We start from the raw sequence: 22,808 nt of genomic DNA on the forward strand, positions 1-22,808 counted from the left end.
ATTTAGGGATCCAAAAAATAACCAGCCCCTTCTGGTCGCGTCAGTAGCGCGCGAAGAAGGCCAGGGTTGCATTGAGCGCGGCGTGGCGCTGGGGATCCGCCTCGATGAAGAGCTCGTGCCAGGCCCCTTCGATACGCAGCGGCTTGCTCCCTTCACATTGGGCCTTGGCGCAGAAGGCCTCCTGGGCGCCGTTGTCCACCACGCTGTCCTCGCCGGCCTGCAGCAGCAGCAGCGGCGTCTTGATGGCGCCGGCGTCGGCCACGGCCGCGTCCGATCCTGTGATGGCCTGATGGATCCAGTGGGCGGTGGCGCCCCCCAGCCTGACCTGGGGATGCTGTTCGTAGATCTGGCGGAAGGCCTGATAACGCGCCGTGCTGTGGGTCAGCTCGTTGTCGGCAAAGCCGTGATCCTCATAGGGTCCCTGACCCGGGCCGTAGGGGGGCTCGCCCACCCAGCCGCCGACCGTGCCGATGGTAGCCGCCAACCCCTTGGCTAGCCACTTGGGCAGGCCGCCGAGGTTGATGCCCATCATGGGGGAGGAGAGCACCGCCGCCTGGATGTCGTTCGGCCAGCGTTCCAGATAGCGGGCCGAGATGGCCCCCCCCATGGAGTGGGCCAGCAGGAACAGCTTGGCAGGCTTGTCCGGTACAATCACTTCGTCATGAAACTGTTTGAGATCGGCGACATAGTCGTCGAACTGGTCGACATACCCCTTCTCTTTGTCGGCTAGCATGCGGTCTGACATTCCCTGGCCGCGATGATCGATGAGGTAGAGGCTGTAACCCTGGCGCCAGAGATCCCAGGCCAGCTCCTGATACTTGAGGTAGCTCTCGACCCGGCCGTTGACGATGAGGATGGCGCGATCGATCTTGGGTTGGCGCAGGGCGGCATAGCGGAGGGTGACCCCGTCCTTGCCCTTGAACTCCCCCGGGGCGGCATGGTCGCGCCAGAAGTCGGGCAGGGTCTGCTGATAGAGGGCGGGGACGTCGGCTTCAGTGGTCAGCTGGTAAGGATTGCTCACGGCAAGGGCTCCGGCAGAAAACAGGGTCAGGGCCAGCAGGGGCAGGTGGTTAAGCTTCATCAGTGTACTCTTCCGAAGGATCATCCGATTGCTGGGCGGCCCAGCCCTTGCGGGTCAGCTGCATCTGCTGCCACCAGCGTTCGTCCGCCAGGATCTCGCCGGCCGGACCGAGCTGGGGGTAGGGCATCTCTTTCTCCTTGCAGAGCTGGGCATAGACGGGATAGCCCCCCTCGAACAAGATGGTGTTCTGCTCTTCCAGGCTGAGTGGGCAGCCGCGCTGATAACAGCCGGCCAGTTCGCGCTGGCGCTGGGCCTCGTAGAGGATGGCGGCGGCGGCCACCGAGACGTTGAGGGACTGCACCATGCCCACCATGGGGATGACGATATGGTGATCGGCCAGGGCCAGCGCCTCTTCGCCGATGCCGTGCTTCTCCTGGCCCACCAGGATGGCGGTGGGTTTGGTGTAGTCGATGGCACGAAAGTCCACGGAGCTATCGGAGAGGTGGGTCGCCAGGATCTGCATGCCGGAGGCTTTGAGTTCGGTCACGGCACTGCCGATGTCCGGGTGCAGCTTCACGTCCACCCAGTTCTGGCTGCCGCGGGCGGTGCCCTTGCGCTTGTGGATCCAGCTCTTGGGCCAGACCGCGTGCACCCGGTGGATGCCGATGGCATCGGCGGTGCGCACGATGGCGGCCAGGTTGTGAGGTTTATGAACCTCTTCCATGCAGACGGTCAGGTCGAGCTGGCGCTGGGCCAGCATGTCGGAAATGCGTTTGAAGCGTTCAGGAGTCATGTCGGTTTCTATGTCGTGAGGCCGGTGCATGCAACAAGGCTGGTGGCCTGCGGCATGGGGCCCTGGGTATCTCTTGAAAAGCAGCAGGCGGCTTGCGCCGCCTGTGTTCAGTTTTTCTGTCGGCTCACCCTGAGCACGTTGGGCATGACCCGGATCTTGCGCATGATGTTGGCGAGGTGGATCCGGCTCTTGGTGGTGATGAGCAGGGTGACCACATAGACCCGGCCATCTTTCTCCTCGGTGCTGATGGCGTGGATGTTGGCGCCGGTGGCGGCAATCACGTTGGCCAGCTCCGCCAGGGCGCCCTGGTGGTTGACGATCTCGATGCTGATGCCGGTGCGGAATTCCTGCTCCTGCTCCTTGTCCACCTCCCACTGCACCGGCAGGTATTTGTCCGGTTCGCGGCTGTAGCCCTTGATGTTGCGGCAGGACTCTTGGTGGATCACCAGTCCTTTGCCCGGGCTGATGTGGGCGATGATGGCGTCCCCCGGGATGGGGCGGCAGCAGTTGGCGAAGGTGACCAGCATGCCGTCGGCCCCCTTGATCGGCATCTTTTTGCTGGTGGATTTGGGTTGCTCTTCCGGCGGCAGCTCATCCCCGAGCATGCGGCGTGCCACCATGACGCTCATGGCGTTGCCAAGGCCCACGTCGGCCAGCAGCCCCTGCAGGTTCTCGTGTTTGGTGTCGGCCAGCACCTGCTTGACGCGGGCTTCCGGGATGTCTTCGATGTTCTTGGCGCCGAGGGCATGGTTGAGCAGGCGGCGGCCCAGCACCACGGACTCTTCGGTGCGCAGATTCTTGAGGAACTGACGTATCTTGGAGCGCGCCTTGGTGGTCACCACGAAGTTGAGCCAGGCCGCATTCGGGCGGGCGCCGGGGGCCGTGATGATCTCCACAGTCTGACCGGAGTGCAGCGGGCTGCTCAGCGGATAGGGGTGGCGGTCGACCCGGGAACCGACGCAGGCGTGACCGATGTCGGTGTGCACCGTGTAGGCGAAGTCCACCGGGGTGGCGCCGGCGGGCAGCTCCATGATGCGGCCCTCCGGTGTGAAGACGTAGATCTCGTCGGGGAAGAGGTCGGTCTTGACTCCCTCGATGAACTCGAAGGAGCTGCCGGCGCTCTGTTGCAGCTCCAGCAGGCTCTGCATCCAGCGTTGGGCGCGGATCTGGGCCGTGGTACCCGAGCTGTCCCCATCCTGCTTGTAGGCCCAGTGGGCGGCGACGCCCTTGTCGGCCATCTGGTCCATGAACTCGGTGCGGATCTGCACCTCCACCGGTACCCCGTGGGGGCCCACTAGGGAGGTGTGCAGGGACTGGTAGCCGTTGGTCTTGGGGATGGCGATGTAATCCTTGAAGCGACCGGGGCGCGGCTTGTAGAGGCTGTGCATCTGCCCAAGCACCCGGTAGCAGGTGTCTATGTCTTTCACTCTCACTCTGAAAGCATAGATATCCATCACTTCGTGGAATTGCAGTTCTTTCTTCTCCATCTTGTTGTAGATGGAGAACAGGTTCTTCTCGCGTCCGCTCACCTGGGCATCGATGCCGGCTTCCCGCAGACGCCCCTCAATCTCGCTCTGGATGGAGTCGATGATCTCACGCCGGTTGCCACGGGCGCGGCGTACCGATTCCCGCAGTACCCGGGAGCGCATGGGGTAGAGCGCCTCGAAGCCGAGCTCTTCCAGCTCGTTCTTCATGGTGTGAATACCGAGGCGGTTGGCGATGGGGGCGAAAATCTCGAGGGTTTCCCGTGCGATGCGGCGGCGCTTGTCCGGCCGCAAAGATCCCAAGGTGCGCATGTTGTGGGTGCGGTCGGCCAGCTTGATCAGGATGACACGGATGTCCTGGGTCATGGCCATCATCATCTTGCGGAAGTTCTCGACCTGGGCTTCCTTGCGATCGCGGAACTTCAGCTTGTCGAGCTTGGAGACACCGGAGACCAGCTCGGCGACGGCGTTGCCAAACTGCTCGGCAAGATCGTCCTTGGTGACAGGGGTATCTTCGATGACGTCGTGCAGCACGGCAGCCATCAGGGTCTCGTGATCGAGGCGCATGTCGCCCAGGATGCGGGCCACGGCAACGGGATGAGTGATGTAGGGTTCACCACTGGAACGCATCTGTCCCTGGTGAGCATCACGGGCTACCACATAGGCTTGCCTGAGCTTCTCAACCTGCTCGGGTGGCAGGTAGGAACTGGCTATTTCTTTAAGATTTTCAAATAAATACAAGACAGTCCCCGCAGCGGTTAAACGGCAATCCGTGAAATTGAGGGTATGCCCTCGAGTTTGCGAGGTTTTCGAGCGGTTGTAAATGGGGAGAACAGCCGGCACCCGGGCGGGTGCCGACTATGGGAGGCGACTGACTTAGCCGCGACCTTCTGCGATGGCAGCAACGGCAGCCAGCTCGGCGGCTTCCTGCTCTTGCTGCTCGTAGCGGTCCTGAGTATCCATCACCTGGTTGTTGACCAGACCCAGTTCGATCTCGCGCAGGGCGATCACGGTCGGCTTGTCGTTCTCTTCGTCGACCAGGGGATCCTTGCCTTGTACCGCGATTTGACGGGCGCGGCGCGCGGCGACCAGCACCAGGTCAAAACGGTTACCTACCTGTTTTACAGCATCTTCTACAGTAACGCGGGCCATGCGGGACTCCAGTGTTTGGGCTTTCTGTGATTGAAAAAGCGGTGTTTAAAAATGACGCAAAAGTTTACTTGTTTTTGGCTTACTCTGCCAGTAGCTGTTTCAGCAAGTTTTGCTGGGCCTGCTGTTGCTGACGCATTTCCAGGCGCTGGCACTCGATGACGGCCCTGAGCTGGAACAGTGCCAGCTCAAAGTCTTCATTGATGATGACATAGTCATACTCGTCATAGTGCACCATTTCGGCAATGGCTTTCTCCATCCGGCCCTTGATCACCTCGGCGCTGTCCTGGCCGCGGCCGATCAGGCGGCGCTCCAGCTCCTCGCGGCTGGGAGGCAGGATGAAGATGGACTTGGTCGGCATCTGTTCGCGGATCTGGCGGGCGCCCTGCCAGTCGATGTCGAGGAAGACGTCGATGCCCTGCGCCAGGCAGGCCTCGATGGCGGCGCGGGAAGTGCCGTAGTAGTTGCCGAAGACTTCTGCCCACTCCAGAAAGTCACCGCGCTCGATCAGCGCCTTGAACTCTTCCACCTTGACAAAGTGGTAGTGCACCCCGTGCTCTTCACCGGGACGGGTGGCGCGGGTGGTATGGGAGACCGACAGCTGCATCTTGCCGGCGGCGTTGTGCTGGGTCAGCAAGGCATTGAGCAGGCTGGACTTACCGGCCCCGCTCGGGGAAGAGATGATATAGAGAGTGCCTTGTTGCGCCATGTCTGTACCTTTAAGCGATGATCCGCGCTTTGGTTGTAGCAGAGGCCGCCGTCTTGTGCCCGATAAGGGAGACGGTTGCTCGCAATGCGCGGAGGAATCAGAGTCAGGAGGATGTAAAGGCGGCGAATCTTAGCAGATGGGGGCGGATAAAAAAACGGCCGGAATCATATTCCAGCCGATCAAAATATCCGTAGCTTGCTGTGCGGGCGTTACCCGCATAGAGGGCCATTCTGCCCACGGAGCCGGGGCCGGGCCATCAGATTATCCCTGCGCCAGGGCTCGGAATTTCCGAGTTGCCCTGGGTTGGTAGAAGATGCTTGTCGGTACAGAGGCTGTCGAAGGCGGCGATGACCCGCTCGCGGCTTATCTTGGCCATGGCGTCCGGATCCTTGAGGCGGGTGCGCCAGCCGAGCTCGGCCAGCGGCTTGCCGGTCTCCTGCTCAATCAGCTCCTGATAGACGCTGACCAGATAATCCCGGCACAGATAGGGGCCGGTACGGGCGGGGTTGTGGTGGGCGTAGAGGCCGATCACGGGTGTCCCCACCAGGGTGGCCATGTGGGCAGGGCCGGTATCCGGGGCCAGCACCAGGCTCGCCTCGCCAATCAGCGCCAGCAATTGCTTGAGGCTGGTCTGCCCCACCAAATCTTCCGGCTTGCTCTGGCTGAGGCGCTGGATCTCGGCGGCGAGATCCCGCTCCAGCCTGGCCGGTCCGCCGCACAGATAGACCTGAAAGCCCTTGTCTGTTGCGTGATCCGCCAGCGCGGCGTAGCCGGCGGCAGTCCAATTCTTGAATGCCTTGCTGGCAGCGGCGCAGATGAGCAGGGTCGGCTTGCCGCCAATTTTCTCCTTCGCCCAGGTCTGGTGCTCGGCGCTGATGGGCAGTTGCCAGTCCGGGGTCAGATCCTTTATCCCGAGCTCTTTGGCGAAGGCGAGAAAGCCGTCCAGCACGTGGGGGGAGGCGGGTGAGGGGACCCGATGGTTGGTGAACAACCACTGACCGTCGCTGGCGCGCTCCCGATCAAACCCGAGTTTGACCTTGGCCTTGATGCCGAGGGTGGCGATGCTGGCGCGCATGGCGGCCTGCAGGTGGAGCAGGGCATCAAACCTGCGCCCCTTGAGGGTCTGCCAGAGATCGCGATAGCCGCGCCACCCCTTGCTCTTGTCGAAGGGAATGACCTCGACCCCCGGCAGATCGGCGAACAGGGTCGCCTCAATCTTGCCGGTGATCCAGGTGATGCGGGTCTGGGGCCACTCCCGCTGGATGACGCGTACCAGCGCCAGCGCGTGGCAGCAATCTCCGATGGCGGAGAGCCGCAGGATGCAGATGGAGGAGGGCGGCGTTTGGAACAGCGGCATGATGTGGCGCAACGATGGCAAAATGGATGGATGGCATTATGCAAACTCCCCTGTGGATTGTAAAATTGCGCCGGTTGCCCGACCGGCACGGCTTTCTGAATGGATGCCCTGCACCCACTATCGACCGGAATTCTCATCATGCTGACACACACCACCCACAACCAGGTCTGCTGGTATGCCGACGGAGTCTTCCGCGATCCTTCCCCTGCCTTGTTCGATCCTGTCTGGTGGCAGACCCATCGCCAGGTGGTGGGTTCTTCCATCGGCCGCGGGGTGACCTGGTTCGTGAAGGATGAATCCCGCCACTTGGTGCTGCGTCACTACTACCGTGGCGGCATGGTGGGCAAGCTGGTGCGTGACCGGTTCTGGTTTGAGGGGGTGGAGAGCAGCCGAGCCATGGCTGAATATCGTCTGCTGGCGACTCTGAGTGAACAGGGGCTGCCGGTGCCGCGCCCCTTTGCGGCCCGCATGGTCAAGCAGGGGCCCTTCTATCGGGCCGACATCCTGATTGAGCGCATTCGCGGCGCCAAGGATCTGGTGGCCCTGCTCAAGCAGGGGCCGATCGCCGGTGAGGTGTGGCACAAGATAGGCAAAACGGTGCGCCAGTTGCACGATGCAGGGGTCTATCATGCGGATCTCAACAGCCACAACCTGCTGCTCGACAAGGAGGGCAAGGTGTGGGTGATCGACTTCGACAAAGGAGCCATCCGCTCCCCCGGCAACTGGCAGCAGGCCAACCTGGAGCGGTTGCTGCGCTCCTTTAACAAGGAGTCGCAACTGCACACCAGCTTCCACTTCGTGCCGGAGAACTGGCAAGCGCTGATGGCAGGCTATCAGGGCAAGGTGGCGTGACGTCGGGCTTCACTTCGTAGCAAGCCCTGATGGCGGACCACCAGAGGCGAGAGGTGCGAGGCCAGCGATGCTGGCGCGATTGCTCGGCGCCAGCACCAATGTTACTTATTGAGTGTGATTGCTTGGACAGATATTCAGATCCGGTTTCGAGGCGCGTGATGGAAAGGTATGAGACTCCCGGGGTTGAGGTCACCACTCCCCTTGAGGTGACGCTGATGGCACAGGCCATGGCGATGTTGGAGGCCGGGATCTGGACCTGGTCGGCCGGGCAGGGTCTGAGGCGGGACCCTTCCTGTCTGCAACTGCTGGGTCTGGAGGGGGGCGAGCTGGGAGATCTCGGCTGGCTGGATCGGGTACATCCGGATGATGCTCCCCGTCTGGCAGAGGCCCTGGAGGCCTGTCAGCATGGGCGCAGCAACGGGCTTCGACTCGAGTACCGCATCCTGCACCATCAGGGCCATTACATCCGGCTGGAGGAGCGGGTCCGTCGCGACGAAGGGGGTCAACTGCTGGGGGTGGTTCGCCATCTGGATGCCGCCATGGCGTCCCTGGAGGATCGCCATGACACGGATCCCCTCACCGGCCTCGAGAGCCGCAGCCACTTCGAGCTGTTGCTGGATGAACGGCTGGCCAGCGAGAGCGGCAGTTTCTGTCTGCTGCAGTTCAGCGTGGATCACCGCAGCAAGATCCTGCAGTTGTTCGGGGAGGCGGCCTGCGACGCCATGCTGGCCAAGCTGGCCCGCATCGTGCGCCGCGAGCTGCGCCGGGAAGATCCCTTCGCCCGTTGGGACGAAGACGGCTTCATCCTGATGCTCTCCCAGACCGATCGGTTGAGCGGCCTGGAGATTGCCGAGCGGCTGCGTCTCGAGATCGCCGACGCCAGCCTGCTGCCCCAGCGCCCGGTGACCGTGAGCATCGGCCTGGTGCAGAGCCAGAGTGCCGAGCAGCTCGATCACCTGCTGGCCCGGTTGGCCTCCTGCCACGGTCAGGCGAAGCGGGAACACAACGCCGTGGTCGGCTGATGGCCAGTCACTGTCCGCGAACCCATTGACGCCGATGGACCCATCAGCGTCAATGGTTTTCAGTCAGCGCTCACTGACCTGCTGACGCTGGCAGACCCAGAGAGAAGCCAGCATCAGCAGGGCGCCCAGACCGAGCCTGAGCAGGTCGGTATCCTTTCCCCAGAGCACCAGATTGACCAGCAGACCCGCGGGGATCAAGGCGTTGTTCATGATGGCCAGCACGCCGCTGCTGACCAGGGTCGCCCCCTTGTTCCACAGGAAGTAGCCGAGCCCGGATGCCCCGACCCCCAGCCAGAAGAGGATGCCCCATTGCAGGGAGCTGGCGGGATATTGAGGTTTGCCCAGCAGCCACCAGGCGGGCAGGGCGATCACCAGGGCGCCCAGATAGAAGCAGCCGAACACCGCCAGCTGGGGCGGCTGCTCAGCCTCCCGGGCCAGCAGCACCTTGTAGCCTACCTGGCCCAGGGCGAAGCAGACGTTGGCGCCCTGCACCACCAGGAATCCCAGTACATAGTTTTCGGTCAGGCCGTCGAAACGGATGACGGCCGCCCCCAGCACCGCCAGCAGGGCCCCCCACAGATAGACAGGCTTGAAGCGCCCTTCCAGCAGGTCGTGGATCAGGGTGACATAGATGGGGGTGAAGATGGTGAACACCAGCACTTCCGGTACTGTCAATAGCAGGAAGGAGTGGTAGTAGAAGAGATACATGATGCCGAGCTGGATGGCACCGAGGGCCATCAGCTTGGCCACCAGATCGGGGCGCAGCCAGCGACGGCGCAGGAAGGGCAGAAACACCAGGCTGGCGAGCACGATGCGGGTCAGTACCGAGAAGTAGGCATCCACCTGACCGGCGAGGTAGACCCCGATCAGGCTGAAGGAGAAGGACCAGAGCAGGGTAACCCCTATCAAGTAGTTCATGTGATTGAATTGTCGTCAGTTGTCAATTTGGAGGGCGCTATGATGGCCGAGTTGGAAGGCGCGATCCAGCGTTTATGGGAAGGGTTGTCACAGATCGGAGCATTTGCCTTCGAGGCGAGCAACGGGGTCGGATCCGCCACCGACTGGTGCGGTCGCGGGGAGGGTGCCGTGGTGGTGACCGATCACCATGGGGGGTGGCTGTATGCCGAGACGGGTCGCTACACCACGCCCCATGGCCGGGAGCTGACCATGCACAACCGCTTCTGGTGGCAGCGCACCGCACGGGGGATCATGCTCTCCCACCTGCGCTACGAGCAGCCGGTGATGCTGTTCGAGCTGTTGCCCCGGGGGGACGGGCACTGGGTCACGGCCGAGCCTCACCTGTGCGGGCAGGATCACTACAGCGCCGAGCTGACCGAAACCGGCGAGGGTTTCCTGCTCGCCTGGCAGATAACGGGGCCGCGCAAGAACGAGTGGTTGAGTTATCGCTACGGAGCAGAGGCGCAGAGATAAAAAAACCGGCGCAGGGCGCCGGTAGAGGGGACAAATCGGAGGTTTTGTTAAAACGGTCCCAAAAACAGGAGAGATACACTCTCGTCACACACGCAGAGAGGGTCTTCAGGCATTCAGTGCATAGTTCAGCATGGCTTGCAGCTTGCTGTCGAAGAACCAGGGCAGCAGCAGCATCAGCAGACCCAGCACCCCGGCCAGCCGGTGGCGATACTGCCAGCCGGCTATCAGTACCAGACCGCCGCAGAGGGTGGTCAGGATGCCTGACATAGGGCAGCCTCCCGCTGTTGGCGGCGCTGCTGTGCCCACTGGTTGAGGGCGACCGAACCCAGGATCAGGGCCAGCGCCACGCCCGTGGTGGACTGGATCTGCTCGCCGAGGAACAGGGCTCCCAGCATGACGCCGAACAGCGGCACCAGGTAGTTGCTGAAGGAGGCGAAGGTCGGGCCCGCCTTCTGGATCAGCGCCATGTAGAGGAAGTAGACCAGGCCAGTACAGAAGATCCCCAGCATGGCGACGGCGCCCATGGCCTGCTGGCTCGGCAGGGTGAGGCTACTCAGGTCGGCAACGAAGGGCGCGGCCAGCAGCAGCTGGATGGCCGAGGAGATCAGGATGTTGCGGGCCACGACCACAGGATGGTCCTTGGCGAAGCGCTTGATCATCAGCAGGCCGATGGCGAAGCAGCTGGCACCGAACAGGATGGCCATGGCACCGAGCAGGCCGGCATTCATGCCGCTGGTCAGCTTGGGCCAGAACAGTACCAGCACGCCGATGAAGCCGATGATCACGGAGACGAGGCCGCCCTTGGTGATTCTTTCACCAGAAATAAACAAGGGAGCCGCCAGAATGGTCACAAAGGGGATACAACCCATGACCACGGCCGCGATGGCGCTGTCCACATACTGTTGTCCCCAGGCCACCATGATGAAGGGGATGGTGGCGTCGAGCAGGGCGATCAGCATATAGGTTCGCCAGGGCGTGTGTTCACTCTTGAGGCGCATGAACAGGCAGAGCAGACCCAGGGTCAGGCTGCCACACAGGGCGCGTCCGGCGGCCACCATGATGGGGGGCAGTTCAGCCACGGCCTGGTGCATGAAAATGAACTGGGAGCCCCACAACAGGCCGATCGCCAGCAACAACAGATAGCTACGCATTTGAATCTCCGATGTAATTCGCCTGCGCATTCTATGCAATCTGCTACTATGCCAAAAATGAATTGTCGTCATTCAACTATGGCCAATATCGATGGAACTGCCCCTCTCCCGCCTCGACCTCAACCTGCTCACCGTGTTCGACATGCTGATGCAGGAGCGCAACGTCACCCGTGCCGCCGAACGGCTGCACCTCTCCCAGTCCACCGTCAGCCATGCGCTGGGGCGCTTGCGCCAGGCGCTGGATGACCCGCTGTTCGTGATGAGTCGGCGCGAGATGATGCCGACCGAACGGGCCAAGGCGTTGGCGAGCCCGGTGCGCCAGGCGCTGGCCATGCTGGAGCAGGGGCTGCGTCAGGCCAAGGGATTCGACCCGGCAAGTGCGCGGCGGATCTTTCGCATCGCCACCCCGGGCTCGGTGGAGCACGGCCTGGTGCCGGTGCTGGTGGAGTGGATGGTGCAGCAGGCTCCCCACTGCCGACTGGAAGTGTGCGAGCTGGCGGACAGCGACTACGAGCGGGAGCTGGAGAAGGGGGAACTGGATTTGGTGATCGGGTTTGCCGGTGCCAACCACCTCTCGCCCCGGTTGTGGCGCGAGGAGTGGTTCAGCAATCCGCTGGTCTGTTTGTCTCCCCTCGGCAGCGCTCTGCCCGACATGCTGGGGCCGGGAGAACTGGTCAGCCGGCCCCACATCCACACCTCCAGCTGGGGCCACAGCCAGGCCATGGTGGATCTCTGGCTGGCCCGTTTCGGGGTGGAGCGGGAGCTGGGGGTCAGGCTGCCGAGCTTTATGGCGGTACCGCCGCTGATGGCGACCGGCCGTTACCTGGTGGTGGTGCCCGAGATGATCGGGCGCCACTTCTGTCGCCACTATCCGTTGCGCCTGCACCAGCTGGAACCCGCCATCCCCATCGTCTACCTGATGGCGGGCCACCCGCTCAGTGCCCATGACGAGGCGATCGGCTGGTTCAAGGGGTTGTTGCACCGGCTGGCGAGGGAGCGCTACGGCGCGGATGCGCTCGGCCATCCCACGCCGCAGGGGGCAGATCACGCCAATCCGGAGAAGTAGTCCAGCCCCATCGCCCCCTTCACCTCGGCCAGCACCTCGTCGGTGAGGGCCCGGGCCTGCTCGGTGCCCTGCTGCAACAGGCGCAGCAGCTGACGTTTGTCGGCGATGGCCGCCTCGCGCCGCTCCCGCATCGGGGCAAGCAGGGCCTGCAGGCAGTCGTTGAGTACCTGTTTGCAGCGCATGTCCCCCAGACCGCCGCGCTGGTAGTGGGCCTTCATCTCGGCCACCAGGGCCTTGTCAGGGTGGAAGGCATCCAGATAGGCGAACACCGTATTGCCCTCCACCTGACCCGGATCGCTCACCTTGAGGTGATTGGGGTCGGTATACATGGCGAACACCGCCTGCTTGATCTCGTCGCTCGACATGCCGAGTTCGATGGTGTTGCCAAGGGACTTGGACATCTTGGCCTTGCCGTCGATGCCGGGCAGGCGGCCGGTGTCGCTCAGGATGGGCTGGCACTCGGTCAGCACCTCTTTGCCAACCAGGGTGTTGAAGCGGCGCACTATCTCGTTGGTCTGCTCCAGCATGGGCAGCTGATCCTCGCCCACCGGCACGTGAGTGGCACGAAAGGCGGTGATGTCGGCGGCCTGGCTGACCGGATAGACGAGGAAGCCGGCGGGCAGGCTGCGCTCGAACCCTTTTTGCTGGATCTCGGCCTTCACCGTGGGGTTGCGCTCCAGCCGGGCGACGCTGACCAGGTTGAGGTAGTAGGTCGTGAGTTCGGCGAGGGCGGGCAGGGCGCTCTGCAGGCAGAAGGTGGTCTTGGCCGGGTCGAGGCCGGCGGCCAGGTAGTCGGCCATCACCTCCAGCACGTGGTCGGTCACCTTGGCCGGGTTGTGGCCGTTGTCGGTCAGCGCCTGCAGATCGGCGATCATGACGAACTGGCGGTAATGGTGCTGGGCGGCCACGCGCTGGCGCAGGGAGCCGACGTAGTGGCCGATGTGCAGTTTGCCGGTGGGGCGGTCGCCGGTCAGGATCACGGGGTTGTGCATGTCACTCTCTCCAGTGGGGTGAGCCGGGAGGCGACAAAGGGATGAAAACAATGACCGCCTCTCGGCGGTCACGGTGTTTTCTTTGGGAAATTTTACATAGAAAAGCAGTGCCGCCTGTTTAGAAGCAGCACCACCAGTAGTTGTGATTGAATGAGGTCATATTCATGGCAAATCACACTACGCCTGTTCGATCACTTCTGCAAGGGCACGACCAGCATGTCGCAGGGCACGGTATTCATCAGCTGGCGTGCGCTCGAGGTGAGCAGGCTCCAGAAGCTCTGGCGATGGCCGCACACCAGCAGGTCGATCTGGTAGTCCTTGACCGCCTGGTTGACCCGCTCGCTCAGATCGCCGCAGATCACCAATTTCTTCTCGATGGGGTAGTCCACCGAGGCGAGGAAGGCTTCCAGCTTCTCCTTCGCTTCGGCGATCACCTGGTCCTGCACGTTGTCGATGTCGATGTCGATCATCTCGGTGTAGAGATCCTTGAGGTCCACATCCACATGGATCACCGACAGCTTGGCGCCGTTGGAGCGGGCCCGGTCGACCGCCTTCTCGATCACCTTGCGGTTGTCTTCCGACAGGTCGATCGCGGCCAGTACGTGTTTGTAATAGGTTCCATTCATGGGAGTTCTCCTCACTGATCCTGGGTCCACTATACCAATGTCTGCTGAAACTAAAACGGCATCGTCGCCACAGTTTCAGGATTTGCCTGACCCCGAACCGGAAGGCGTAGAGGTGCAGGTGGCCGGGGAGTGCATATTTTGAACAGGAGTTTGACGCCGGTCACAGGCGTGCTATTGCCCCCGAGAAGGTGGGGAAATAGGATGTGCCCGTGCTTCGCAATGAACACAAAACAACAAAAAGCATCTGAATACCGCTTTGGGGAGCCTCGCGCTCCCTTTTGTTTTTCTGCCCTCTTCCAGTCCATATCCCGTCCGACATCAAGGTAATCGTGCCCCCCTTGGTTATGCTGTAGCCAGTTCCCTTGGCAAAACGACCAGGGCTCCTCACCTGCAACCGGGTGACGCTGTCATGGCCGTTTCTCATGTCCCACCGATGCACCGGAGAGTCCTTCATGATCATTCATCCCCAGATCCAGGGTTGTGTTGCCCGCAATTGCCACCCCATGGGTTGTCGCGCCGCCGTGCTGCAACAGATCGAACAGGTGCGGGCGGCGGGGCCGTTCAACGGGCCGAAACGGGTGCTGGTGCTGGGGGCATCGTCCGGTTTCGGGCTGGCGTCCCGGATCGCGCTCACCTTCGGCGCCGGGGCCGATACCCTGGGCGTCTCGTTCGAGCGGGGTCCCTCCGACAAGGGGCTCGGCAGTGCTGGCTGGTACAACAACATCTGGTTTCGTCAGGCGGCGGAGCAAGCCGGTCGCATCGCCGTCAACCTGATCGGAGATGCCTTCTCCGACACCATGCGCCAGCAGGCCATCGACGTCATCCGCCAGCGACTCGGGCAGGTGGATCTGGTGGTCTATTCGCTGGCGAGCGGAGTCAGGGTGATGCCGGATGGCACACAGGTACGCTCGGTGCTCAAGACCACAGGCCAGCCGCTGCAAGGCTGGGGGCTGGATCTGGAGCACGATGCGCTGGTGCAGCAGTCGCTGGTGCCAGCCACCCCGGAGGAGATCCGCGACACCGTCACCGTGATGGGGGGCGAGGACTGGCAGCGCTGGATGCAGGCATTGCAGCAGGCGGATTGCCTGGCCCCCGGCGCCCGGACCGTTGCCTACTCCTATATCGGCCCCGAGTCCACCTATCCCCTCTATCGGGACGGCACCATCGGCTATGCCAAGGAGCACCTGCACGCCACCGCCGAGACCATCAACCTGCAACTTGCCGGGATTGGCGGTCATGCCTGGGTGTCGGTCTGCAAGGCGCTGGTGACCAAGGCGAGCGTGTTTATTCCGGTGCTGCCTGTCTATCTGGGCCTGTTGATGGGGGTGATGAAGGAGCGTGGTGTCCACGAGGGCTGCATCGAGCAGATGCAGCGGCTGTTTGCCGACAAGATGTACGGGCCCAGAGGGGTCGTCGCCGATGGCAACCGGCTGATCCGGATGGATGACCACGAGCTTGAGCCAGCGGTGCAGGCCGCCGTCTCGGCACTCTGGCCCAAGGTGACGCCGGAGAACTTCCGCACCCTGGGGGATTTTGCCGGGTTGCGCCAGGAGTTCATGCAGCTCAACGGCTTCGAGCTGCCGGGGGTGGATTACGGTGCGCCGGTGAACGTGGCGTCACTCACTGAGCTGACGCCCTGACACCCGCACGAGGGGCATCAGGCGACGTTGCAGGCCAGTTCAGGGGAAAGGTGGGGAGACTGGGCCAGCACGGTCTGGTTGCGCCCCTGGCGTTTCGCCTGATACATGGCCATGTCGGCCCGATGGATGAGCTGGCTCAGGCTGTCATCCTGCGTCGAGCGTTCCGCCACTCCGATGCTGATGGTCATGTGGGGGGCGGCCAGGTAGGCGATCCGGCTTCTCAGCTGCTCCGCCAGCCGCCAGCAGGTGGCCCCGTCCTGGGTCATGGCCACCAGAAATTCTTCCCCGCCCCAGCGCCCGATCAATTGCTGGTCCGGTGCCCAGTTCTTGAGCTCCCTGGCCAACTGCCGGATAGCCTGATCCCCCGCCTGGTGACCATGCTTGTCGTTGATCTGCTTGAAGTGATCGATGTCGATGATGAGCAGGGTCAGGGGCGTTTCGTGCAGCCACTGTTGACCCAGTCTCTCCAGCAGGGCGCGTCGGTTGGGCAGCCCGGTCAGCTGATCGAAGGTGGCTAGCTTGTAGAGGTGGCGCGAGCTGCGGTGGAGCCTGCGGGTGGTGAGCCCGAGCAGGATCAGGGCGACGGCCAGCAGCACCAGCAGCAGCAATTGGTAGTAGCGGGCACTCTGCTGGTAGAGCAGTTGCTGGCGCTTGTTCTCGTTCTTCTGCTGCAGCGCGCGATTGCTGGCCTCGCTGCGAGCCAGATCCATCTCGACCTGGAAGGCGGCCGCGTGCTGGCTCAGGGTCTGGTTGAAGTGCTGCTTGTAGTACTGCATGTAGCGGGTCATGGCCCCGTAGGCCTCGGGGTAGCGGCCCAGATCGGCCAGTAACCTGGCCTGCATCGCCCGACCATCCATGGAGAGAGGGGCGGTGTGCTCCATCAGCAGTTGCAGGGCCAGCTGCTTCTCGCCACGACCCAGCAGGGTTCTTGCCCTGATCTCGGTCAGACGGGAGGCCGCCTGCGGGCTATCCAGCCTGTCATAGATGGCTTGTGCCTCCTCCAGGCTGCGCCAGGCTGAGTGCCAGTCCGCCCGTGCGTTGAACACCATGGCCTGGTAGCCGAGGACGATGGCACGATAGTGGGGTGACAGGCTCGGCGTGGCCAGCAGGGTATCGAGCAACTGGCTGGCTCTGGCAGGCTGGCCCATGTCGATGTAGAGCCTGGCCATGTTGGCCCGGATGATGGCCTGGCTGTTGGGTTCGTTGAGCTGCACCATCTGGCCGAGGGCATCCTGATAATAGGTCTCGGCCTCACGGTAGAGATTGAGGTCCGCATAGAGATTGCCGAGGGTCATCAGCAGACGGCCGCACTGCAAGGTGGAGAGGACGGAACCCGGCTCTTTCTGCTTGAGGTGATAGGCGGTCTTGAGCTCGAGGATCGCCTCTTTCATCTGCTGGGTACGGTAGAGGGCGAGCCCGTTGAGGGCATGCCACTCCGAGACCTGCCTGGGGTGATGCCGGACCGCCGGCCAGAGCTGGGTGAGCAGCTCGAGCGCCTGATCCGGCGTATCGGCATCCAGGGTCAGGGCAATCTGCTGCAACCGGAAGTCGAGCAGGCGAAGGGTCTCCTGCTGGGCATTGGCCAGACCGCGGGCGCGGGCATTGTCGCGCTGTGCCTGGGGATAGCGGCCAAGGGCTGCCTGGGCCAGGGACCTGGCGTAGAACAGTTCCATATCCTGCTGGGGACTGGCGTCGAGGCGCTGCAGATAGCCGACGGGATCGCGCGCCGCCTGCAATTCAGCCTCTTTCAGCAAGGAGGGAGCTGCCTGCAACTGGGTCATCCAGAGCAGCGCCAGTGCCATTATGAATCTCATTGAATCCTTTCCCCGACCAATGGCGCCATCATAATGGCTGATGTCATCTACACCATGTTTCTTTGCTTCTCTATAACCGTATGGGGGAGAGGATGAGGTGAAAAGTCGTCGCAACTGCGGGGTGCGTCGGTTGTCTCTGGTTGCGTCAGGATGCAACAGTGGCGACAATCGTGGGCAAATCACAGTGGAGAATCATCATGTTGGCCAAAGCCATGATCGAGAAGTTGAACGAGCAGATTAATCTTGAATTCTATTCCTCCAACCTCTACCTGCAGATGAGCGCCTGGTGCGAGGACAAGGGCTTCGAGGGGGCCGCCACCTTCCTGCGCCAGCATGCGGTCGAGGAGCGCCAGCACATGGAGCGCCTGTTCACCTACGTGAGCGAGACCGGCGCCATGCCGGTGCTGGGGGCCATCGAAGCGCCTCCCCACGAATTCAAGTCCCTGGGTGACATCTTCCGCACCACCCTGGAGCACGAGTATCACATCACCAAGTGCATCAACGGTCTGGCCCACGTCGCCTTCACCACCCAGGATTACTCCACCTTCAACTTCCTGCAGTGGTACGTGGCCGAGCAGCACGAAGAGGAGAAGCTGTTCAAGAGCATCGTCGACCGTCTGAGCCTGGTGGGCGAGGATGGCAAGGGCCTCTATTTCATCGACAAGGAGCTGGCCGAGCTGGCCAAGGGCGCCCCGGCCAGCATCATGGACGGCAACGCCTGATAGTCGTGGACACTTAGTGTTCAGTCAGTACAATGACGGCCCCTTGTAAAGGGGCCGTTTTCTATTTGCAGGTGTCCTTGTACCGCTGTGCTGGTGTCTGCCGGGTACAATGACGGTCCTTTAAGGTAAAGGGGCCGTTTTTCTTTTGATGGGTGAGTGACGATGAAACAGGTGGATGTGGTGGTGATCGGTGCCGGGGCGGCCGGATTGATGTGTGCGGCCCAGGCTGGCTACCGGGGTCGCTCCGTGCTGGTGCTCGACAACGCCAAGAAGCCGGGCCGCAAGATCCTCATCAGCGGCGGCGGTCGCTGCAACTTCACCAATCATCAGGCGGGTCCCCATGCCTTCCTTTCGGCCAACCCCCACTTCTGCAAATCGGCGCTGGCGCGCTATACCCAGCAGGATTTCATCGATCTGGTGGACAGGCATGGCCTGAACTACCACGAGAAGACGCTGGGCCAGCTCTTCTGCGACGACAGCGCCAAGGATATCGTCGACATCCTGCTGACCGAGTGCGACTGGGCTGGCGTGACCCTGCAGTTCCAGACCGAGATCCTCACCGTCAGCAAGACAGATGAAGGCTTCGTGCTCGACACCAGCAAGGGGGAGATCGCCTGCTCGTCGCTGGTGGTCGCCACCGGCGGCCTCTCCATGCCGAAACTCGGTGCTACCCCTTACGGCTTCAAGCTGGCGGAGCAGTTCGGCCTCACCGTGCTGCCGACTCGCGCCGGGCTGGTGCCCTTTACCCTGCATCAGGCCGACAAGGAGGCCTTCGCCGATCTGGCGGGGGTCAGCCTGCCGGTGGCGGTGACCGCCGAGGACGGCACCCGCTTCAAGGAGGCCATGCTGTTCACCCATCGCGGCCTCTCCGGCCCCGCCATCCTGCAGATCTCCTCTTTTTGGCTGGCGGGGGAGAAGATTCACATCAACCTGCTGCCGGATCTCGACATTCCAGAGACCCTCAAGACCTGGGCCCAGGCCCATCCTGCCCAGGAGCTGAAAACCGTGCTGGGGCGCGAGCTGCCCAAGCGCTTCGTCGACAAGCTGGTGGAGCTGGGATGGCTGGTGAGCAAGCCGATGCGCCAGTACAACGAACGGGAGCTGGAGGCGGTGGCCACCCTGCTGGGGGATTGGCAGATCCTGCCCAACGGCACCGAAGGGTATCGCACCGCCGAAGTGACCCTGGGGGGAGTGGATACCAACGAGCTCTCCTCCAAGACCATGGAGGCGCGCACCGTGCCCGGCCTCTACTTCATCGGCGAAGTGGTCGATGTGACCGGCTGGCTCGGTGGTTACAACTTCCAGTGGGCCTGGTCGTCGGGCTGGGTGGCAGGCCAGTACTGCTGAGGGATGCCGCATCCTTGCTGTGAATAGTCCCGTCAGCGGCCTCTCGGGTGACAACTTCCAGTGGGCCCGGTCGTCGGGCTGGGGGAGAGGCCGTACTGCTGACAAAGAGGCTCAGCGGATGAGTCCGAGCGGATCGGGCCGTGTCAGGCGGCCCGAGTGATGGAACCAGACGCGGCCTGCTCAGGCCGCGTTTTTTATGGTCGGTCGCTGGTTGGCCTCTAGCCTCTCCTGATATTGGGCAGGAAGGCGGTCAGCAGGCCAATAAGGGGCAGATAGGCGCAGACCTGATAGACGGTTTCGATGCTGGTGGCATCGGCCAATTTGCCCAGCAGGGCGGCCCCTATCCCTCCCATGCCGAAGGCGAAGCCGAAGAAGAGGCCTGAAATGGTGCCGACCTTGCCGGGTACCAGATCCTGGGCGTAGACCAGGATGGCGGAGAAGGCCGACGCCAGGATGAGGCCGATGACGATCGACAGCACCGAGGTCCAGAACAGGTCGACGTGGGGCAGCAGCAGGGTGAAGGGAGCGACGCCGAGGATGGAGATCCAGATCACCCGCTTGCGACCGATGCGATCGCCGAGCGGCCCGCCGAGCACTGTCCCTGCCGCGACGGCAAACAGGAAGGCGAACAGATAGAGCTGGGCGCTCTCCAGCGACAGGTGGAACTTGTCCATCAGGTAGAAGGTGTAATAGCTGCTCAGGCTGGCCATGTAGAAGAACTTGGAGAACATCAGCAGACCGAGGATAGCCAGTGACCAGCCAATCTGGCGGCGGCTCAGGCCGGTGCCGGCATGGGCCCTCATCCGCCGATGGAAGCTGGCGGCATGGTGGCTGGACCAGCGGCCGACGAAGCTGAGCACGATGACCCCGATGAGTGCGAACAACGAGAACCAGGCCGCACTACCCTGTCCCTTCGGCACTATGATGAGCGCCGCGAGCAGGGGGCCGATGGCCGATCCCAGATTGCCGCCGATCTGGAACAGAGACTGGGCCAGACCGGGCTGGTTGCCGGCCGCCATGCGGGCGACCCGGGAGGATTCCGGGTGGAAGACGGAGGAGCCCATGCCGATCAGCATGGCCGACAACAGCACGGCGCCAAAGCTGCCTGCCTGCGACAGGTAGAGCAGCCCCACCAGCGTGAAGCCCATGCCCAGAGGCAGGGAGTAGGGCATGGGTCTGCGGTCGGTATAGAGGCCGATCAGGGGTTGCAGCAGCGAGGCCGTGAACTGGTAGGTGAGGGTGATGAGACCTATCTGGGTGAACGACAGATCGAGCCCCAGCTTCAGGAGGGGATAGATGGCCAGCAGTACCGACTGCATCATGTCGTTCAACAGGTGCGAGAAGCTGATGGCGGCGATCACCGGATAAGCGGTGGTAGTCGAGTTGTCCACCGCGGGCGGGGCGGTGATCGGGGTGTCGGTACTCAAGGTTTTGTCCATGGCTGGGGTATCACTCCCTCTACCATGCCCTATCCCGGCGTATCTGGACATAACCAAAGTGGGCGAACGCCCGGATTGCGTTCGCGTGGCGCGCAGGCCGTTCATGCTGACGGCGTGTGGATGGCTGGTCAGATCTTGTGCTTGGCGCGGGGCGGATTAGTATAGAAGGCCTGCCGCCGTTATCCGGCCCATCACCCGCCATGGAGGGAACATGTTCGAAAGCCTGGGTGTCATCAACGTCTGGACCTATCTGGTCGGTCTCTTCTTCATCATCATCGCCCCGGGCCCGAACTCCCTCTACGTGCTGCGAACCGGTGCCGTGCGCGGCATAGGCCCGGGTTATCGCGCCGCCCTCGGCGTCTTCGTCGGCGATGCCATCCTCATTTTCTGCGCCTATCTGGGGATCGCGTCCCTCATTCGCACCACCCCATTACTGTTTACCCTGGTGCGCTATCTGGGCGCCATCTACCTGCTTTATCTGGGGGTGAAGATCCTGCACGCGAACTTCATCGCCAAAAAGGCGGGACCGGCGTCCGAGATGGATCCCGGTGAGCGCTATTTTACCAAGGCCCTCACCCTGAGCCTCACCAATCCCAAGGCGATTCTGTTCTACGTCTCTTTCTTCGTGCAGTTCATCGACTTCAGCTATGCCCACACCTGGATATCCTACCTGGTGCTGGCTGGCATGCTGGAAGCGATGAGCTTCGTCTACCTGACCCTGCTGATCTTCGGCGGTACCCTGATGGCCCGCTTTTTCCGTCAGCGCCAGACGGCGGCCCGTCTCGGCAACGGCCTTATCGGCCTCTTCTTCATGGGGTTTGCGGCCAGGCTGGCGACGCTCTCCTCCTGACCCTGGGGATTGCTGACCGTCCGGTGTCGGGCACCTAGTCTGGCCAGCAATCCTTGCCCACGGGGATGAAGCGGGACTGGTAGACGATGAGCTTCTGGTTGCCCGGCTGATTGATCCCGGGATTGTGGTAGGTCTCCCCGGGCAGCAGGTACTTGCTGTCCGCCTCGCTGTCCGCCTGCTGGCAGCCCCGTTTCACCATGAACTCGAAATAGGTGTTGCCGGTATTGGTGATGGTGCTCTGTGCCGGGTCCAGCTGGTATGCAAAACGTGACTGACGCGGACGCACCACCAGGATGGACTGCAGGGCCAGCTTCACCTCGACGGTTCCCCGGTGCTGCGTCTGGCTGCCTTCATCCACCTGGGCTGCCGGTGACTCGGTGAAGGTGATGCGGTAGTAACGCTCATGGTCATCGGCGGGCCCCTTGTAGTAGAACTTGACGTTCTGGGCATGTCTGGCGTGCAGGGTGAAGCGCCTGGGGGCAAACAGCAGCTCACCGGGGACGGTGGGCAGTGTTCTGCCTCTGGCCGTGGGATCGCTGATTTTTTCCATCTGTATGTCGTACAGCTTGGGTGAAGCACTGTTGTTGGTCAGGGTTCTGGTAATGAACTCCTGCTCTGGCGCCATGGCAAGAGTCATGGCGCCGATGTCGAGGGCGGCGGCCTGTGAGGCCAGCAAGCCGCCCAGCAAGGGCCAAAGTAGACGATGCATGTTGTACTCCATGGTCAGCGCCAGGTCCCCTTGATGGTGATGGTGCCGCTTTGTTCCACCTCGCCTTCCCACATCTCGTCGCCCATGGTGCGCTGCACCATGGGATCGGTCAGGTCGAATTCCAGCGCCAGTTTGTAAAACCGGGTGATGCCCTGGCCGTTGACGGGATCATTCCACTCCTGCGGTGGTTGATTGTCCTGTATTCCGAGGGTGCGAATATCCACCGGTGTGCGATCGCAGCGAATGGCGTGCCGTGAACCCGCGCCATGAACCACCGAATCGAATACCAGCCTGGTAGGGATGGGGACGGCCTGTTCAGGTGCGAAGGAGCCTGCCGGATAGAAAGGGAAGGTGCGAACAAGTCCCTGATATGAGATCATGTTTGTCATCTGGAGCCATGAAAAAGGGTTCATCATGAGTCATCAGCTCACCTTCGCCGACAGTGAATTCAGCAGTAAGCGCCGTCAGACCAGAAAAGAGATTTTCTTGTCCCGCATGGAGCAGATTCTGCCATGGCAAAACATGGTGGAAGTCATCGAGCCGTTTTATCCCAAGGCTGGTAATGGCCGGCGACCTTATCCGCTGGAAACCATGCTACGCATTCACTGCATGCAGCATTGGTACAACCTGAGCG

The 22,808-nt window shown here is 62.4% G+C and carries 24 protein-coding genes; 9 read left to right on the plus strand and 15 right to left on the minus strand.

Features of this window, described 5'->3' with window-relative positions; translation table 11 throughout:
• Positions 1-40: 40 nt before the first annotated feature.
• From C3418_RS14105 to C3418_RS14135, 6 genes are all read right to left on the minus strand, one after another.
• On the minus strand, positions 41-1,081 hold the full coding sequence (locus C3418_RS14105; RefSeq protein ID WP_103858749.1) for an alpha/beta fold hydrolase: 1,041 nt from the start codon (positions 1,079-1,081) through the stop codon (positions 41-43).
• Positions 1,071-1,814 carry a tRNA (guanosine(18)-2'-O)-methyltransferase TrmH gene (gene trmH, locus C3418_RS14110; RefSeq protein WP_162540507.1) on the minus strand — a complete coding sequence of 248 codons (744 nt, stop codon included), beginning with the start codon at positions 1,812-1,814 and terminating at the stop codon, positions 1,071-1,073. The genes C3418_RS14105 and trmH overlap by 11 nt, the downstream gene beginning before the upstream one ends.
• A gap of 107 nt (positions 1,815-1,921) precedes the next feature.
• Positions 1,922-4,039: a bifunctional GTP diphosphokinase/guanosine-3',5'-bis pyrophosphate 3'-pyrophosphohydrolase gene (spoT, locus tag C3418_RS14115; protein ID WP_039040667.1), complete on the minus strand. Its 2,118-nt coding sequence runs from the start codon at positions 4,037-4,039 to the stop codon at positions 1,922-1,924.
• 135 nt (positions 4,040-4,174) lie between these two features.
• Positions 4,175-4,450 (minus strand): DNA-directed RNA polymerase subunit omega, encoded by a 276-nt coding sequence (rpoZ, locus tag C3418_RS14120; protein ID WP_005307060.1) that lies wholly within the window; start codon positions 4,448-4,450, stop codon positions 4,175-4,177.
• 79 nt (positions 4,451-4,529) lie between these two features.
• On the minus strand, positions 4,530-5,156 hold the full coding sequence (gene gmk, locus C3418_RS14125) for a guanylate kinase (RefSeq protein WP_039040668.1): 627 nt from the start codon (positions 5,154-5,156) through the stop codon (positions 4,530-4,532).
• A 256-nt stretch (positions 5,157-5,412) separates the two neighbouring features.
• Positions 5,413-6,513 (minus strand): glycosyltransferase family 9 protein, encoded by a 1,101-nt coding sequence (locus C3418_RS14135; protein ID WP_103858758.1) that lies wholly within the window; start codon positions 6,511-6,513, stop codon positions 5,413-5,415.
• A 138-nt stretch (positions 6,514-6,651) separates the two neighbouring features.
• On the opposite strand from C3418_RS14135, the gene C3418_RS14140 reads away from it, so the two are divergent.
• Together C3418_RS14140 and C3418_RS14145 are read left to right on the plus strand one after the other, a co-directional pair.
• Complete coding sequence (locus C3418_RS14140) at positions 6,652-7,365, plus strand: 3-deoxy-D-manno-octulosonic acid kinase (protein WP_010672321.1); 714 nt, start codon at positions 6,652-6,654, stop codon at positions 7,363-7,365.
• Between the two features lie 158 nt (positions 7,366-7,523).
• The gene (locus tag C3418_RS14145) at positions 7,524-8,387 is read left to right on the plus strand and encodes a sensor domain-containing diguanylate cyclase (protein ID WP_181023105.1); all 864 of its coding nucleotides are present in this window, start codon (positions 7,524-7,526) and stop codon (positions 8,385-8,387) included.
• A 63-nt stretch (positions 8,388-8,450) separates the two neighbouring features.
• Here the strand turns inward: C3418_RS14145 and C3418_RS14150 are convergent, their stop codons facing one another.
• On the minus strand, positions 8,451-9,305 hold the full coding sequence (locus C3418_RS14150; protein ID WP_053287971.1) for a carboxylate/amino acid/amine transporter: 855 nt from the start codon (positions 9,303-9,305) through the stop codon (positions 8,451-8,453).
• A gap of 42 nt (positions 9,306-9,347) precedes the next feature.
• Between C3418_RS14150 and C3418_RS14155 the strand changes: the two genes are divergently transcribed.
• Positions 9,348-9,818 (plus strand): DUF6314 family protein, encoded by a 471-nt coding sequence (locus tag C3418_RS14155; RefSeq protein ID WP_103858759.1) that lies wholly within the window; start codon positions 9,348-9,350, stop codon positions 9,816-9,818.
• Between the two features lie 105 nt (positions 9,819-9,923).
• Here C3418_RS14155 and C3418_RS14160 read toward each other — a convergent pair whose 3' ends face one another.
• Together C3418_RS14160 and C3418_RS14165 are read right to left on the minus strand one after the other, a co-directional pair.
• Entirely contained in the window at positions 9,924-10,085 is a 162-nt protein-coding gene (locus tag C3418_RS14160) for a hypothetical protein (RefSeq protein WP_103858752.1), read from the minus strand.
• Positions 10,070-10,969 (minus strand): DMT family transporter, encoded by a 900-nt coding sequence (locus C3418_RS14165; RefSeq protein ID WP_041212088.1) that lies wholly within the window; start codon positions 10,967-10,969, stop codon positions 10,070-10,072. Before C3418_RS14165 ends, C3418_RS14160 begins: the two co-directional genes overlap by 16 nt.
• A 91-nt stretch (positions 10,970-11,060) precedes the next feature.
• Here C3418_RS14165 and C3418_RS14170 point away from each other — a divergent pair, with 91 nt between their 5' ends.
• The gene (locus C3418_RS14170) at positions 11,061-12,035 is read left to right on the plus strand and encodes a LysR family transcriptional regulator (protein ID WP_103261052.1); all 975 of its coding nucleotides are present in this window, start codon (positions 11,061-11,063) and stop codon (positions 12,033-12,035) included.
• On the opposite strand, the gene trpS is transcribed toward C3418_RS14170, so the two are convergent.
• Both trpS and C3418_RS14180 read right to left on the minus strand, forming a co-directional pair.
• Positions 12,014-13,027 (minus strand): tryptophan--tRNA ligase, encoded by a 1,014-nt coding sequence (gene trpS, locus C3418_RS14175; RefSeq protein WP_103858753.1) that lies wholly within the window; start codon positions 13,025-13,027, stop codon positions 12,014-12,016. The genes C3418_RS14170 and trpS overlap by 22 nt on opposite strands.
• 191 nt (positions 13,028-13,218) lie before the next feature.
• The gene (locus C3418_RS14180; protein ID WP_010672329.1) at positions 13,219-13,653 is read right to left on the minus strand and encodes a universal stress protein; all 435 of its coding nucleotides are present in this window, start codon (positions 13,651-13,653) and stop codon (positions 13,219-13,221) included.
• 452 nt (positions 13,654-14,105) lie between these two features.
• On the opposite strand from C3418_RS14180, the gene fabV reads away from it, so the two are divergent.
• Complete coding sequence (fabV, locus tag C3418_RS14190) at positions 14,106-15,293, plus strand: enoyl-ACP reductase FabV (RefSeq protein WP_039040675.1); 1,188 nt, start codon at positions 14,106-14,108, stop codon at positions 15,291-15,293.
• Positions 15,294-15,310: 17 nt separating this feature from the next.
• Here the strand turns inward: fabV and C3418_RS14195 are convergent, their stop codons facing one another.
• Positions 15,311-17,095, minus strand: a complete 1,785-nt coding sequence (locus C3418_RS14195; protein WP_103858755.1) for a GGDEF domain-containing protein — start codon at positions 17,093-17,095, stop codon at positions 15,311-15,313.
• Between the two features lie 209 nt (positions 17,096-17,304).
• Between C3418_RS14195 and ftnA the strand changes: the two genes are divergently transcribed.
• Complete coding sequence (gene ftnA / locus C3418_RS14200; RefSeq protein WP_010672333.1) at positions 17,305-17,829, plus strand: non-heme ferritin; 525 nt, start codon at positions 17,305-17,307, stop codon at positions 17,827-17,829.
• Between the two features lie 162 nt (positions 17,830-17,991).
• On the plus strand, positions 17,992-19,176 hold the full coding sequence (locus C3418_RS14205) for an NAD(P)/FAD-dependent oxidoreductase (RefSeq protein ID WP_053287975.1): 1,185 nt from the start codon (positions 17,992-17,994) through the stop codon (positions 19,174-19,176).
• 218 nt (positions 19,177-19,394) lie between these two features.
• On the opposite strand, the gene C3418_RS14210 is transcribed toward C3418_RS14205, so the two are convergent.
• The gene (locus C3418_RS14210) at positions 19,395-20,615 is read right to left on the minus strand and encodes an MFS transporter (RefSeq protein ID WP_103858756.1); all 1,221 of its coding nucleotides are present in this window, start codon (positions 20,613-20,615) and stop codon (positions 19,395-19,397) included.
• Positions 20,616-20,826: 211 nt separating this feature from the next.
• Here C3418_RS14210 and leuE point away from each other — a divergent pair, with 211 nt between their 5' ends.
• Complete coding sequence (gene leuE, locus C3418_RS14215) at positions 20,827-21,465, plus strand: leucine efflux protein LeuE (protein WP_010672336.1); 639 nt, start codon at positions 20,827-20,829, stop codon at positions 21,463-21,465.
• Positions 21,466-21,499: 34 nt separating this feature from the next.
• On the opposite strand, the gene C3418_RS14220 is transcribed toward leuE, so the two are convergent.
• A complete protein-coding gene (locus C3418_RS14220) occupies positions 21,500-22,174 on the minus strand; it encodes a fimbria/pilus periplasmic chaperone (protein ID WP_223931213.1) in 675 nt (224 codons plus the stop codon).
• A 14-nt stretch (positions 22,175-22,188) separates the two neighbouring features.
• Positions 22,189-22,554: a hypothetical protein gene (locus C3418_RS14225; RefSeq protein WP_233768461.1), complete on the minus strand. Its 366-nt coding sequence runs from the start codon at positions 22,552-22,554 to the stop codon at positions 22,189-22,191.
• Between the two features lie 34 nt (positions 22,555-22,588).
• Between C3418_RS14225 and C3418_RS14235 the strand changes: the two genes are divergently transcribed.
• Positions 22,589-22,808: IS5/IS1182 family transposase (locus C3418_RS14235; RefSeq protein ID WP_024176516.1), on the plus strand; the 220-nt coding region annotated here is incomplete at its 3' end.

Origin of the sequence: Aeromonas sp. ASNIH8 (genome assembly GCF_002919855.1) — a bacterium.
GTDB classification, from domain to species: Bacteria; Pseudomonadota; Gammaproteobacteria; order Enterobacterales; family Aeromonadaceae; genus Aeromonas; species Aeromonas caviae.